The 13,354-nt window shown below is 63.4% G+C and carries 13 protein-coding genes and 1 tRNA gene; 1 reads left to right on the top strand and 13 read right to left on the bottom strand.

All coding sequences use genetic code 11. From position 1 onward, the window contains the following. The first annotated feature begins 27 nt into the window (after nt 1-27). Nucleotides 28-531 (top strand): DUF1993 family protein, encoded by a 504-nt coding sequence (locus tag PSV38_RS04755; RefSeq protein WP_300545434.1) that lies wholly within the window; start codon nt 28-30, stop codon nt 529-531. Between the two features lie 9 nt (nt 532-540). Here the strand turns inward: PSV38_RS04755 and PSV38_RS04750 are convergent, their stop codons facing one another. The 13 genes from PSV38_RS04750 to PSV38_RS04690 form a co-directional block, all read right to left on the bottom strand. Continuing rightward, entirely contained in the window at nt 541-2,262 is a 1,722-nt protein-coding gene (locus tag PSV38_RS04750) for a diguanylate cyclase (protein WP_300545432.1), read from the bottom strand. 189 nt (nt 2,263-2,451) lie between these two features. After that, a tRNA-Arg gene (locus PSV38_RS04745) sits at nt 2,452-2,528 on the bottom strand. Between the two features lie 62 nt (nt 2,529-2,590). Next, entirely contained in the window at nt 2,591-3,844 is a 1,254-nt protein-coding gene (locus tag PSV38_RS04740) for a heme biosynthesis HemY N-terminal domain-containing protein (protein WP_300545430.1), read from the bottom strand. A gap of 26 nt (nt 3,845-3,870) precedes the next feature. After that, nucleotides 3,871-5,001, bottom strand: a complete 1,131-nt coding sequence (locus tag PSV38_RS04735; protein WP_300545428.1) for a uroporphyrinogen-III C-methyltransferase — start codon at nt 4,999-5,001, stop codon at nt 3,871-3,873. Next, nucleotides 4,998-5,819, bottom strand: coding sequence for a uroporphyrinogen-III synthase (locus PSV38_RS04730; protein WP_300545426.1), 822 nt, complete (start codon nt 5,817-5,819; stop codon nt 4,998-5,000). Before PSV38_RS04730 ends, PSV38_RS04735 begins: the two co-directional genes overlap by 4 nt. A 6-nt stretch (nt 5,820-5,825) precedes the next feature. After that, a complete protein-coding gene (gene hemC, locus PSV38_RS04725; protein WP_300545424.1) occupies nt 5,826-6,791 on the bottom strand; it encodes a hydroxymethylbilane synthase in 966 nt (321 codons plus the stop codon). A 47-nt stretch (nt 6,792-6,838) separates the two neighbouring features. Beyond that, nucleotides 6,839-7,552 (bottom strand): flagellar brake protein, encoded by a 714-nt coding sequence (locus PSV38_RS04720; RefSeq protein WP_300545422.1) that lies wholly within the window; start codon nt 7,550-7,552, stop codon nt 6,839-6,841. A 12-nt stretch (nt 7,553-7,564) separates the two neighbouring features. Further along, the gene (locus PSV38_RS04715) at nt 7,565-7,912 is read right to left on the bottom strand and encodes a flagellar protein FliT (protein WP_300545418.1); all 348 of its coding nucleotides are present in this window, start codon (nt 7,910-7,912) and stop codon (nt 7,565-7,567) included. Beyond that, the gene (fliS, locus tag PSV38_RS04710; protein WP_300545416.1) at nt 7,909-8,376 is read right to left on the bottom strand and encodes a flagellar export chaperone FliS; all 468 of its coding nucleotides are present in this window, start codon (nt 8,374-8,376) and stop codon (nt 7,909-7,911) included. The genes PSV38_RS04715 and fliS overlap by 4 nt, the downstream gene beginning before the upstream one ends. Before the next feature lie 137 nt (nt 8,377-8,513). Further along, on the bottom strand, nt 8,514-9,707 hold the full coding sequence (gene fliD / locus PSV38_RS04705; protein ID WP_300545414.1) for a flagellar filament capping protein FliD: 1,194 nt from the start codon (nt 9,705-9,707) through the stop codon (nt 8,514-8,516). 126 nt (nt 9,708-9,833) lie between these two features. After that, nucleotides 9,834-11,294 (bottom strand): flagellar filament capping protein FliD, encoded by a 1,461-nt coding sequence (fliD, locus tag PSV38_RS04700; RefSeq protein WP_300545412.1) that lies wholly within the window; start codon nt 11,292-11,294, stop codon nt 9,834-9,836. Between the two features lie 101 nt (nt 11,295-11,395). Further along, complete coding sequence (locus tag PSV38_RS04695; protein WP_300545410.1) at nt 11,396-12,241, bottom strand: flagellin; 846 nt, start codon at nt 12,239-12,241, stop codon at nt 11,396-11,398. A gap of 226 nt (nt 12,242-12,467) precedes the next feature. Further along, nucleotides 12,468-13,313, bottom strand: coding sequence for a flagellin (locus PSV38_RS04690; protein WP_300545407.1), 846 nt, complete (start codon nt 13,311-13,313; stop codon nt 12,468-12,470). Between the last annotated feature and the right edge of the window lie 41 nt (nt 13,314-13,354).

The following is a 13,354-nucleotide window of genomic DNA, read 5'->3' as shown; positions in this document are numbered from 1 at the left end:
ACTCCCCATCCCTTTCGAAAGCACCACATGTCCCTCTCCATGTACTCGGCCAGCGTGCCCGTGGCCATCCGCATCCTGAACAACCTGTCGGTCATCCTGGGCAAGGCCGCCGCGCATTGCGAGACCCGCAAGATCGACGAAGCGGCGCTGCTGAACTCGCGCATTTTTCCCGACATGTTCCCGTTGACGCGCCAGGTGCAGATTGCCTGCGACATGATCAAGGGCGGCGCCTCGCGCCTGGCCGGTGTGGAGATTCCACGCTTTGAAGACACTGAAGCCAGCTTTGCCGAACTGCAGGCCCGCATCGCCAAGACGGTGGATTACCTGTCCACCTTCAAGCCGGAGCAGATTGATGGCAGCGAGGGGCGCGACATCTCGATCAAGATGCGTGACCGGGTGGTCGAGTCAAAGGGCCAGCAATACCTGACGGAAGCCGTGCTGCCCAATTTCTTTTTCCACGTGACGACGGCTTACAACCTGTTGCGCCATGGCGGGGTTGAAATCGGCAAGCGCGATTACTTGGGCACTTGAGTTTGAAGATCAGGCCATCGATGCCATGGCGCTGGCATCGTGTACCACGGCCTGGTTGCGGCCAGAGCGTTTGGCCACGTACAGCGCCTCGTCGGCGCCTTTGAGCATCTCGGCCAGGTCTTCCTGCTTCATGTCCAGTTGCGACACGCCGGCGCTGATGGTGACCTTGCCTGCGACCGGGGCCGGGCGCAGGGCCACCACCTTGACCAGTTCTTCCGCCAGGATCTGCGCGCCTTTGGCGTCGGTGTCCGGCAGCATCACAATGAACTCTTCGCCACCCATTCGGGCCACGATGTCGGAGTCACGAACGCGTTGGCGAAGGGTGTCCGACAGGTGCCGGATCACTTGGTCACCCGCCTCGTGTCCATGGGTGTCATTGACCTGTTTGAAGTGGTCCAGATCGACCATGATGACGCTGACGGGGCTGTTGCGGCGTCGCGCCGAGGACAAGGCAATTTTGAGCTGAGCTTCAAAGCCGCGGCGGTTCAGCACGCCGGTCAGGTGATCGCTGCGCGACTGTCGGTCCAGCTCGCGATTGGCCGCTTCCAGCTCTTGTGTGCGCAGCTTCACTTTGTCTTCCATCTGCTCGTTGAGCGTGATCAGGCGCCGAGTCATGCGGTTCAAGGCGGTGGCCAGTGACAGCACTTCGGAGCTGCTTTCCAGCAAGGGAATCGACGCTCCGGGCATGCCCGATTCAACGTCGTGGGCGGCCGTGGCAATGGTGGACAAGTGGCCGCTGATGCGCCCGGCGGCGAACCAGGCGATCAAGCCAGCAAAGCCGGCAGCCAGTAAGCCAATGCCCATCGCCTGCACCATGGCGGCGTGGCTGTCGGCAAAGGCGATCTCGACGGGCTCGCGAACCACGATGGTCCAGCCCAGATCGCTGGCCACGCTGAGGGCCTTGAGCTTGGCGGCGGCGGTCAGGTAGTCCTTGCCATCCTGCCACTGGATGACCGCGGCGCGTTGGGCGGCGTTGTCATTGCTGGAGGATAGCGAGATGGTGGAGGGCAAATGCAGGCCCGCCGCGACATGGACAGCGGTCTTGCCGTCGGGGGCGTAGATGACGGCGCCTGTGCGGTCAAAAATGAATACTTCCATGCGCAAGGCCTTGGCGTTGGCCGGGTGCAGCGATTCCACCACCTCACGCGTCCAGTCCCAACTGCCGTGGAGGCCCAGCACCCCGACCACTTTGCCGCCCACGCGGATGGGGGCTGAAAAATCAACGAAACGCAGGGGCTCTTCGGTGCTGGCGCGAGGCAGCAAGGAAGCCAGCAGCTTGGCAGGGTGCACATCGCCCACGAAATTGCGTTGGATGCCGGCAGTGAACCAGGGGCGGTTCTTCACGTTCTGACCCAGCAACAGGCCGCCAGTGGCCGAGCGAACCACACCGGCGGTGTCGGCCACGCCAATCCACAGGCTGTTGGGCCGCATGGCCTGGCTGCGCGCCAGATTCTGGGCCACCTCGGGAGAGTCCAGACCCTGGGACCACACGGCGGCCGATTCGGTCAGCACCTGCACTTCGCGGCTGCGGTCAAACAGGCCGTCGGCCAGCATCTTGGAGGCGTTGTTGGCCACGACGTTCAGCGCGCCGCCTTTGTCCCGTTGGATCTGGGACGTCAGCATCTGGCCCAGGGCGAAAGTGAGCGCGCCAGCCAGCACGATGACCAGCCCCCCGAAGACAATCGCGATGTGCGTTCTGAAGCTCAGAAGCGGGAAAAGTTTAGACCTCATGTGCGCCGTCTGCATGACTTGATGCATGGTTATCGGCGCAAGGGGGCAGCACTTGAATGAGGCCAGTTGAGCGGTGACGGCCGTGGCAAAAAATCGTTGCCAGGGTTCGAAACGATTTTGACCTGCCTGGGTGAGGCGCCCGAAATGACAAAAGGGTCAGCAAGTTAACTTGCTGACCCTCGTCATTTCTGGTGCGGCTGGCAGGATTCGAACCCACGACCCCTTGGTTCGTAGCCAAGTACTCTATCCAACTGAGCTACAGCCGCCAAGACCAATAATGTAGCATTGATTTAGGTGCCTTGTAAAGCCAGGCGCAAAATATTTGAAATCACGCGGCGTCGGCCAAGGCCGCCAAGCGGTAAAAACGCGCGGCTTCATCGGCACGGTGCTCTTGTTCGGCCAACTGTGCCAGGCGTGTCCAGGCTCGGCGGCGGCGGTGGCTGTCCAGTTGCAGGTCATTGGCGGCTGACAGCAACAGGCTGCGGGCCTTGCCCCACAGTTGCCGCTCTGCCAGCGCCAGTCCCACGGCCAGGGCCAGCCCCGCGCTGCGCAAGGCCGCGGGCGTGGCGGCGTCCAGGCGGGGCAGCCATTCGGGCTCCAGGCCCAGCAGGCTGTTCGACAAGGCCTGGGCAAGGGCCTCGCTGGCTTCTGGCCTTTGGCGGCTGATCTGGTCCCACAAGGGCGCCAACCATTGACGGGCTTCCTTGTGGGCGCCCAACTCGGACATGCGTGTGGCGCCCCGCGCCACCACGATGGGATCGCGTCGGTCGGCGGGGTCGAGTTGCTGCCAGATCTTGCGCAATTGTTCGGCGTCGCGGGCGGTTTCCAGCGTTTCGGTCGCCAGGGTGCGCAACAGGCCTTCTGCGGCGCCTTCGGTGAAACCCTGGTGCTTGGCCAGCAGGCGAGCGGTTTTAAGCGCCTCCAGGGGCTGACGGGCCAGGCGGGCGGCCTGCAGCTTCAAGCGCAGGGCTTGTGTACGGCGGGCCACGCCCGGGGCCAATTCGCCCAGGTCGCGCAAGGCTCGGGTGGGATCGCGGTCGTCGATGGCGCACTCTGCGGCAAGCAGGCGGGCGCCTTCTTCCGTGGCGCGCGGCCGACGGGTCAGCAGGGACAGGTCGAGGGCGCGCTGCAGGTGTTCGTCGCGGTGCTTGCGGTCTTGCAGCCGGTGCAGGCTACCGGCGGACAGCAGGTGCGCCAAGGCAGTGAACTCGGCGTCCAGCGTCAGGTCGGGGGTGTCGGCCTGGATGGCAATGGCGCGCTGGGCTTCGCGGTGGGCGCGGGTGTAGCGGGCCGCCAGGTAAAGGGCCAGTGCTTCGCGCAAAGCGGTCTGGGCGGCACGGTCACGCTGCGTCAGGCGCCAGCGCTTGGCACGCTGGGGCAGTCCAATCAGCGAATCCAGACCACGGATCGTGGAATAGATGGCCAGGAACAGCAGCACCATGCTGATCACGAACAGGTTGAAGGACAGGTCGGTGCGCCAGCCCAGCCAGTAAATGCTGACCAGGCCGTCGTTGCCGCCCAGGCCGGAGGCGGCGACAACCGCCACGACCGCGAGCAACAGGAGCCAGACGATGGTGCGCATGGAGGGCGGTGTCTTTCAGCGGCGGTTCAGCGCCCGCCGGCGATGGCGGCCAGGGTGGCCAGCGTGTCGTCCGGGCGGGGCACCAGGGTCTGCGGGCTTTGCGTGGCCACGTCGGTCAGCAGGCTTTGCAGCAACTGGGTTTTGCGCGATTGGGTGTCAAAGTATTTGGTCAAGGCGGCCTGGGCCACGTTCACGTCGGCCACGGCGGAGGCCGATTGCCGACTCAGCAAGGCCAATCGGGCGTTCAGCAGGCGCAACTTGAGGTTCTCGCGCAGGAAGAACGATTGCTCGGGCGTGATCAGGATGGCCTCGGGCTGGCGGATGCGGGTGATGCGCACCAGTGCCTGTGCTTCCTGCCAGGCCGTGCGCGCGGTGCTTTGGCCCCATTGCATGAACTGATCGCCCAGCGGGACATCCAAGGGAGCTGTGTCGGCACTGGAGGCGCTGCTGGCGGCTTGCCTGGCACGCTGTGCGGCCTTGTTGACCTTGGGCGCCGGTGCCGTGGGCCGTGCCAGTGCGCGCCCGGATTGGTCCACGGGTTGGCTGATCAGCGGCAACTCATCGACCAAGCGGATGGCCTCGTCCAGTCGGATGGTGAGGGACGACAGGTCGGCCACGCGGGTGGATTTGAGGCGGTCCAGGTCTTTGGCCAGCGAGCGGCGCACGCCGTCCAGGCGCGGTTGTCTGGCGCGGCTCAGGCGATCTTCCGCCGATTTCATGGCCATGATCAGGGGCTCGGCGCTGCCGGTCAGGGCCGATTGCTGCACGGCCACGCGCAGTGCGGCTTCGATGTCCACCACCAGGTTTTCATCGCGCGACAGGGACATCGACTTGATGAGGTCTTCAACCTGGCTGCGCTGCAAGGTGACTTCGTTCAGCCGGGTTTCAAGCAAAGTGGTGCGGGCTGCTGCTTCACGCGAGATTTCTTGCGCTTGTTTGGCCAGCAGGCGTGCTTCGGTCGCCTGGCCCTGGCTGTCTTGCTGGCGGCGCACCAGCTCCTGCTCCAGGGTGTCGACCTTTTTCTGGGTGGTCCAGGCCAGCCAGGCCCCGCCCACGCAGACCGCGCTGAGGACCAGGACGGCCCAACGCATCCAGTCCGAGGTGGCCACGGGTTGGTAGTCGGGTTCAGGCGGAAGGATGACGTCGGTTTCGCTCACGATGGATTCATTGTATCGACGTGGGCCGGGCCTGATTTTGCCGGTCGTAGTGTGGCCACCACTGCCTCGGGGGTGGGGCGCGTGGCGATGACCTGGCCAAAGCCGGCCAGCCTGGCCCGCTCAGCGATGCGCGGGTGGGTCGCCAAGGCCGTGGCGGCCTGCCAGGATTGGCCGGGCATCAGGGTGTCGGTGAGGTGGTCGATGGCTTCGGAGCTGCTGAACAGCCAGCGGTGGTCTGGCGGGTTCTGAGCGGCGACGTGGGCCAGGGCCTGTTGCTCGGGCGACCAATGCGCCGCGCTGCGTTGGTAGGTCAGCAATGAGGTGACCTGGGCGCCGCGCGAACGCAGTTGCTCGCTGAGCCAGGCGCGGCCTTTGGCATCCTGCCGGTCACCGCCACTGATGGTCCAGACGGTCTGGTCTTGCCAATCCAAGGCCTGCAAAAGTGGCCACAAGGTTTCGGAGTCGAACTGGGCGGCATCCTCATCGGGGCAGATGACCTGGGGCAGGATCAGCCCGGCTTCCAGGGCGGTTTGCACCAAGGCTCGTGCCGTGCCGGGGCCGGGGGCGGCCGCCAGGGTGTGCTCTGACCAAAGGCAAGCAGCTGGGCGCAGGCGGAAGAACCATTCAACCGCGCTGGGGCTGACGAGCATCAGCAGCCGGGCCTGGTGCAGCTGGCGCCACAAGGCCTGCACGGGCTCGGGGTTGGCGGGACCCTGAATGGCGATCAAAGGCAATGCCTGGGCATCCAGGCCCAGGGTTCGCAGTTGCTCAACCCAGGCGCTGGCTTGGGGTTCGGGCCGGGTGACCAGCAGCCTCATGCGGGCTCAGGCCACCAATGCGGCCAGCCACTCGGGGCCGGCTTGGGCCTGGAGCTGCCGCGCCACTTGCTGGCCCAGAGTTTCGGCCTCGGCGGGCGTGGCAGGTGAGCCTTGCGTTTGAGCACGCACTTGCACGTTTTGCGTGGGGTGGCCCAGCAGGGCGCGCAGCGTCATGGTGCCTGACGCCTGGGCCTCGGTGGACGACCATTGCGCGTGAGCGGCCAAGGGCATGGAGCAGCTGCCACCCAGGGTGCGTGACACGGCGCGTTCGGCCAGCGTGGCCAGCCAGGTGGGGGTGTGCGTGAGCGTGGCCAGCGAGGGCAGCAGGTCGGGGTGGTCCAGTCGAACCTCGATGCCCAGGGCGCCTTGCCCGGCGGCGGGCAGCATCACGTCGGTGTCGATGACTTGGCGAATGCGCTCGGCCAGGCCCAAGCGTTTGAGGCCGGCGGCGGCCAGGATGATGGCGGCGTAGTGGCCGTCGTCCAGCTTGCGCAAGCGGGTGTCCAGGTTGCCGCGCAGGGGGTCGATCTGCAGGTCTGGGCGCAGGGCGCGCAATTGCGTGAGGCGGCGCAGGCTGGAGGTGCCCACCACGGCGCCCTGGGGCAGGGCGTCCAGGCTGGCGAAGTCATTGGAGACAAAAGCGTCACGGGGGTCTTCACGCTCCAGCACGCAGGCCAGCGCGAAGCCCTCGGGCAGCTCCATGGGCACGTCTTTGAGCGAGTGCACGGCCAGGTCGGCGCGGCCTTCTTCCAGGGCCACTTCCAGTTCTTTCACGAACAGGCCTTTGCCGCCCACTTTGGAGAGGGATCGGTCCAGGATCTGGTCACCGCGCGTGGTCATGCCCAGCAGGGTGACGGGGCGGTTGAAACGGGTGTGGAGCAGGTCACGAACGTGTTCGGCCTGCCAGAGGGCCAGGCGGCTTTCGCGGGTGGCGATCACCCACGCCGAGGGGGTCGTGTCAGGAGCAGTCATCCGGCGATGCTATCAGCGCTCGGAGCGCCAGTGGCATACCGCCGGGCTCAGTCCGGGCTCATGGCCAGTGCCAGGCGCCTTTTTTCGGTCTGGTTGACGTACTGCTGCAGGGCGCGTTCGGTGGCCCCGTTCATGTTGATCAACTCGCAGCCCAGGCGGGCGCCTTGGGATTCGGGGTTGATCACGCTGACGTGGTGGATGATCAGACCGATCTCCAGGCGCGTGTCGGAGTCCAGGTCGAGGAAGCACTGGCCGATCTTGACACCAGGCGACACCATGGGCACGTTGTGCGGCAAGAACAGCGCTACACCGCCCAGGCTGATGTCCAGCACGCGCAGGTCGAGTTTCATGTCGGGCAGGGCAGGGTGGCGCATGTGCGCAACTGGCGTGCTGCTGACCAGGGGTTTGACCCGGAAGCTGGAGCGCCGTTGAAAGCGGTACAGCGTGCGCGGGTATTGCGCATTGAGGGCGACGGTGCCATTGCCATGAACCTGCACCACGCCGTCCAGATCGAACTGGAGCTTGATGCTGTCCAGGTAGCCCACGGCCACCACCTCTTCGGTTTCCAGCAGGGCTTGCAGGCGGGTGTCACCCGTCTCGGCGCTGAAGCACACGATGCCGCGCGTTGAGTCAACCGCCCACAGCATGGTGGTGTAGCTGGTCCCGCCCGGGCCGCTCAGCGTCATCAAGGCATTGGCATTGAGCAAGCGCTTGAGGAAGTCATCGACTTCAACCGGCGAGGTGATTCGGTAGTCGTCCATGGGCCGCCGTGGTCAATGCATTTGGGAAGGGTCCGACTTGCTGCCCATCATCTTGCTCAGGTCATTGATCCAGGGTTCGGCCAGGTGGCGGATCTCAGCATCGTTGATCAGGATGCGCTGCATGATGCGGCTCTTGAGGGCCCGCTCATCAGCGCCCAGTGGGTACTGGTCGGCTGCGTGCTTGAGCTGAGAGATCAGCACGGCGCAGGCGCCTTCCAGGCGAACCACGGTGTCCCAATCGCCCGTGCGGGCGGCTTCCAGCATGTCATGGCTGGCGGTTTCGATGGCTTCGTAGTAACTCAAAAGGCTTCCTGCTTGGATGTCTTCGTCAGGGGCGGTGATCAGTTCTGGGGCGTTCATGGGCGAACCCCTTCAAGGTAGGTGTTGCGCGCTTGTTCAGCGTTGCTGGAGCCGATGGTGCTCCAGGCATCACGCAAGGGGCTCAGGAGGTTGGCGCATTCCTCCAGGGCCGCGTCATCCGAATGCAGATTGGCCTGCGTCAAACGGGTGGTCACGTAGGCGTACAGGTCGTTCAGGTTGGCGGCCAGGGGGCCGCCGGTCTTCAGGTCAAGGCTGGCCTTCAGGCCTTCGTCGACGATGCTCACGGCCTTGCTGATGGCCTTGCACTTGGCTTCGATCTGTTTGGATTTGATGGCGCCGCGCGCTTGGGCAATGGCTTCGAGTGCGCCATTGAGCAGCATGCCAATCAGTTGATGTGGCGAGGCGCCGCTGACCCCGGTTTCGAGGCCGACCTGGCGGTACATGTTGCCTGAGGTCCGGGGACCAAAGACGTTGGCAGAGGAGGCTGTGATGGTGGCGTACATCTGAAAATACTCTCGGAAGATGCTGCAATCAGCGTTGAGCTATTTATCGACACTTCCCTGATCAGCTTGAACCTCAAACGCCATCCTGAATGCACGAAATGGAGGGTGTTTTGGCCTCTGTTTTCCAACACGAAAAATCAATGCGCGGCGGTTTCGCTGGACTCAAGCGACTTGTACTGGTCCAGCAGCTTCTGGGCGTAGGCGGCCGCTGGTTGCTCTGAGCTGCGCTCGGGCTGCTGCTCCCTGGTCTTGGTGGCAGAGGCCTCGTCCCGGGCCTCTGCGAACACGTCCCGCACCTTCTCTGGCTGGGTGGCCAGGGCTTTGTCCAGCCGGGCGCTGTCGATCTTCATGGCGCCATCGGCATCCTGGGCGATCCCAATGTCGGCCAGGCGCTGGCTTGGCACCTTGGGGGCCTGTCCCTGGGCGTTCAGTTCGTTGTAAGACTGGGTGAACTCGTTGATGGATTTCTTCAAGCCCTCCTGGTCCATGCCGATCGACACGTTGACCGGGCCATCGGTGACCTTGCCCAGTTTGAAGCTGACGCCCTGCACGGCATCGGACACGGTGTTGGTGGGCGATTGAACGTCCAGGCCATCGATCTTGGCTTTGGCATCTGCCGCCGCTTGCGTTTGCTGGGTGCTTTGCTGAGCAAGCATGGGGTCAAATCCCAGTGCCGCCAGGTCGGGGCTGGGGGGCTTGCCCTCCTCGCCCGAGGCAGACACCTTGAATCCATTCTCGGCGCCGGTACCAGTCGAGCGCAGCACCAGGCGGGAGCCTGTGGCGTCACTGATGACCGAGGCCACGACGCCCACGCCAGCGGCGTTGATCTTGTCGCGGATCTTCTCCAGCGAGTTGTCGTGGGGCCCAAGGCGCACGTCCGACTTGGGCCAGTTGGGGTTGGTGGAGAAGGCGGTTTGCGAGCTGTTGATGCTGCCCAGTTCAATGTGCAGGGTACCCAGGCCGATCACAGTGCCCACGCCGGAGAACGATGCGGAGGTGGTGGCCTGCGCCGTGGCCAGGGAGTTCACTTCAACGCTGTAGTTGCCTGCCGCGGCGGTGCTGTCGCTGGCGGCCGAGACGGCCGATGGCTGGCTGGAGTTGGCGATGGTGTTGGCCCAGCTGATGTCATCGGCCAGCTTCTGGGCGGCATTCACGTAGGTTGATTGCGCGCTTTGCAGCTTGCCTTGAGGCGACAGATTGGTCTGTGCAGGTTCGACCTGGAGCGCTCGTGGTGGATCAGCCGACGGTCTCTCAACCGACAGTTGCTGCTGTGTGACGAACGAACTGACATCAATGCCACTGCCCGTCCCCGCGATGGAGATTGAAGCCATGATATTGCTCCCGGTACTGCAAAAAACCTGCACAAAAAACCCATTCACCATGGGTTTCGGCAGGCTTTGCTCAGTCTTGAGTGCAATCGTGAGTCACTCGTGAATTCCTGCCGTGGCAGGCCCTGATCAATTGCTGCTGTTGTTCAGCGAGTTGATCATTTGGGTCACGTAATTGCCCTGGCTGCTCAGCCCGGCCATGATGGTGTCGAGCGCGGTGTACTGCGCCTTCAGGCGCTTCTCGTACAAATCGACGCGGTTCTGCAAGGACTCCTGTCGAGCCTGGTTGTCGGTGATCGTCTGTTTGAGGCCGCTGGTGCGCACGGTCAAGATGCCGTCGGTGCTCAACAGGTTGTCGCTCAGTACCCGCAAGCGGGTCATGATGCCGTCCTTGTTGGCATCCACCGAATCCGAGTTCGAGAACAGCTTTTTCACCTCTGCCAGATTGCCCAGCGAGCTGGTCAGCTTGCTGCTGTTGACTTTGACAGTCCCATCGGTCTGGATTTCCAGGCCGATCGACGACAGGGTGCCAAAGGTACTGGACGCGTCCGAGCTGCTGCCCAGGATGGATCGGAACTGGTTCTGAACGCTCAAGGCGCCACTGTCGCCTTGCAAGTTGCCGGCGGTCTTGGTGCTCTCGTCGTACTTGGTGTTGGTTTTCAGCAAGGTCGCCATTGACGAATACGCCGTGGCGAAGTCGGTGATCGCTTTGGTGATGGCGGCCGTGTCCTGGCTGACGGTGATGTTGATCGGGCCGGTGGTGATGCCCGGGCCGGTGGTGACCTTGCTCAGGGTCATGGTCAGGCCTGAGATCACCTCACTCAAGGTGTTGGTGGCCGATTTGATGGGGACGTTGTTGATCGTCGCTTCCGCGTCAGTCGCCGCCTGGCTCAAGTTTGTGCCGGCCGTCGTGCTGCCGGGGTCATAGGCCAGGGCAGACAGTCCCGCATCGTCAATGTTGTTCCCATCGCCAGCGTCGGCGGCGGTGATGCGAAAGCCATTGGCCTCGCCGGTGGCGGCCGACTGCATGACCAGCCGCGAACCCGATGAGTCCGTGATGATCGAGGCTTTGACACCTGAGTTGCTGCCGTTGATCTTGTCGCGGATGTTGGCCAGGGTGTCGGTGGCTTCCACGTTGATCGTCACGGGGGTGGTGCCTGATTTGGCGGCAAAGCTGTTGCCGGTCCACGTGCCCAGGTCGATGGTCAAGGTGCCCGATCCCAGGGTGCTGGCACCGGAAGCCAGTGAGGTCTTGGTCACCACCGATTGGGTCTTGGCCAGAACAGTCACATCCACGGCGTAGGTGCCCACCTGGGCGCCTGCAGAGGTGGTGGCGTTCACGGCGGTGGCGTCGGCGGAGGCAGCGGCTGTGGCGCCCCATAGATCGGCCGAAGTCAGTTTTCGCGCGGCATCGCGCACGCCAGACACGGCAGACTGGACCTGGCCATAGGCCGAGATCTTGGTCTGCAGCTTGTCGGACGCGGCTTGCAGGTTGGTGATCGGCTGGCTTTCCAGCGCGACCAGTTTGGTCACGATCGTGTTGGCATCCAGGCCGCTGCCGATACCCAAGGATGTGATGCTACTGGCCATGTGTTGCTCCTTCAGCCTGCGAAACGTCTTGACCCGTCACACGACAAGGCTCGACACAGGTTGTATCGGCACAAGCTGCCAGGAACTTGAGCCCTCAACCATCAACCTTGCAGCAGCTTGAGCACCTGCTGCGGCAGGGCATTCGCCTGGGCGACCATGGCGTTGCCGGCCTGTTGCAGGATCTGGGCGCGCGACATGGCCGCGGTTTCTGAGGCGAAATCGGCGTCCATGATGCGGCTGCGGGCGGCGGTCTGGTTTTCGGCCGATACCTGCAGGTTCGAAATGATGGCGTCGAAACGGCTTTGCGTGGCACCGTAGACGGCACGTTCACTGTTGATCCGGTCCAGGGCTCCGTCGATCGCGTTGATCACGTCGCCCAGGGTGGTGGTGGTCGATGTGCTGTCGATCACGGTCAGGGCATCCGTCACGAGCGCGATGCTGGGATCCGCCGTCATGTCGGTGGTGCTGATCGTGATGATGTCGTTGGCCGTGGTGTTGGCCCCGATCTGGAAATCTTGCGCGGCATCGGTGGCCAGGATGGGCTTGCCGTTGAAGGTGGTGCCCGCCGTGACCCGCACGATTTCTGCGGACAACTGCTGGAATTCCTTGTTCAACGAGTCGCGGTCGCTGTCGCTGTTCGAGGCGTTGCGTGACTGAACCGTCAATTCCCGCATGCGTTGCAGCGCATCACTGACCTTGCCCAAGGCGCCTTCAGCCGTCTGCGCCAGCGAAATGCCGTCATTGGCATTTCGCGCTGCGACATTCATGCCCTTGATTTGCGAGTTCATCCGCTCGGCGATGGCCAGGCCGGCAGCATCGTCCTTGGCGGAGTTGACTCGCAAGCCCGAAGACAAACGCTGCATCGACACAGACAGGGCGGTCTGAGACATGTTCAGATTCCGCTGTGCGTTCAGCGAATTCAGATTGGTGTTGATCGTTTGGGCCATGGGGCACTCCTGAGAAATCCGATGACTTCCGGCGCGCACGCCGGCCTGCTAGAAAGCTGGTCAAAGGGACTGTTTGAAAGCTTTGACCTGTGCCCCAATTGTTTGAGACTTCTGCGAGGCGCAATCGTGGGATGTGAGGAGTGAAAACGGCCTTAATCAAAAGAAAAAGCCACCCGAAGGTGGCTCTTGGAAGAACCGGGGCGGTGAGGCCCCTTTTCCTGGCTGATCAGCGCAGCAGCGACAGCACTTGCTGAGGCAACTGGTTGGCCTGAGCAATCATCGCGTTACCAGCCTGCTGCAGGATCTGCGCACGAGACAGGTTGGCCGTTTCTGTGGCGAAGTCGGCGTCCATGATCCGGCTCTTGGCGGCGGTCTGGTTTTCAACCGAGACTTGCAGGTTCGAGATCACCGAGTCAAAACGGTTTTGCGTGGCACCGAAGACAGCGCGCTCCGTGTTGACGCGGTCAATCGCGGCATCGATGTCGTCGATCACGGTTGCCAGGCCAGCGACATCGGTCGTGCTGTCAATCACCACCGTGGCGTCGGTCACGGCGGTGATGCTGGCGTCTCCGGTCATGTCGGTGGTCGTAACCTCAATGATGTCATTGTCCGTGGTGTTGGCGCCAACCTGGAAGGTCAGGGTGTCTGCATCGCTGCCGATGATGGCCTTGCCGTTGAAGGTGGTACCGCCCAGAACGCGCTGGATTTCCTTGGACAGTTGCTGGAATTCCTTGTCCAGCGAGTCCTTGTCGCCGTCGCTGTTGGTGGCGTTACGGGCTTGAACAGCCAATTCACGCATGCGTTGCAGCGATTCCCCCACCTTGCCCAACGCGCCTTCAGCCGTTTGAGCCAGCGAGATGCCGTCGTTGGCATTGCGCGCCGCGACGTTCATGCCCTTGATTTGTGCCGACATGCGTTCGGCGATGGCCAGACCGGCGGCGTCGTCCTTGGCGGAGTTGACGCGCAGACCCGACGACAAACGCTGCATGGAGGTGGCCAGCGACATTTGCGATGTCGAGGTGTTGCGCTGAGCGTTCAGCGAGTTCAGGTTGGTGTTGATGATGGAAGCCATGGTGTACTCCTAATGGTAAAAAAAGACGGCGGAAAGCGCCT

The sequence above is a fragment of the Aquabacterium sp. genome (assembly GCF_029946005.1).
In the GTDB taxonomy this organism is placed as follows: domain Bacteria; phylum Pseudomonadota; class Gammaproteobacteria; order Burkholderiales; family Burkholderiaceae_C; genus Aquabacterium.
This window is presented reverse-complemented; position numbering and strand designations above follow the sequence as displayed.

Coding starts and splice junctions, on each gene's coding strand:
- hemC (WP_300545424.1), bottom strand. CDS start 6,791: ATGACTGCTCCTGACACGACCCCCTCGGCGTGGGTGATCGCCACCCGC.
- PSV38_RS04755 (WP_300545434.1), top strand. CDS start 28: ATGTCCCTCTCCATGTACTCGGCCAGCGTGCCCGTGGCCATCCGCATC.
- fliD (WP_300545414.1), bottom strand. CDS start 9,707: ATGGCTTCAATCTCCATCGCGGGGACGGGCAGTGGCATTGATGTCAGT.
- PSV38_RS04740 (WP_300545430.1), bottom strand. CDS start 3,844: ATGCGCACCATCGTCTGGCTCCTGTTGCTCGCGGTCGTGGCGGTTGTC.
- PSV38_RS04695 (WP_300545410.1), bottom strand. CDS start 12,241: ATGGCCCAAACGATCAACACCAATCTGAATTCGCTGAACGCACAGCGG.
- fliD (WP_300545412.1), bottom strand. CDS start 11,294: ATGGCCAGTAGCATCACATCCTTGGGTATCGGCAGCGGCCTGGATGCC.
- PSV38_RS04690 (WP_300545407.1), bottom strand. CDS start 13,313: ATGGCTTCCATCATCAACACCAACCTGAACTCGCTGAACGCTCAGCGC.
- PSV38_RS04730 (WP_300545426.1), bottom strand. CDS start 5,819: ATGAGGCTGCTGGTCACCCGGCCCGAACCCCAAGCCAGCGCCTGGGTT.
- PSV38_RS04720 (WP_300545422.1), bottom strand. CDS start 7,552: ATGGACGACTACCGAATCACCTCGCCGGTTGAAGTCGATGACTTCCTC.
- PSV38_RS04715 (WP_300545418.1), bottom strand. CDS start 7,912: ATGAACGCCCCAGAACTGATCACCGCCCCTGACGAAGACATCCAAGCA.
- PSV38_RS04750 (WP_300545432.1), bottom strand. CDS start 2,262: ATGAGGTCTAAACTTTTCCCGCTTCTGAGCTTCAGAACGCACATCGCG.
- fliS (WP_300545416.1), bottom strand. CDS start 8,376: ATGTACGCCACCATCACAGCCTCCTCTGCCAACGTCTTTGGTCCCCGG.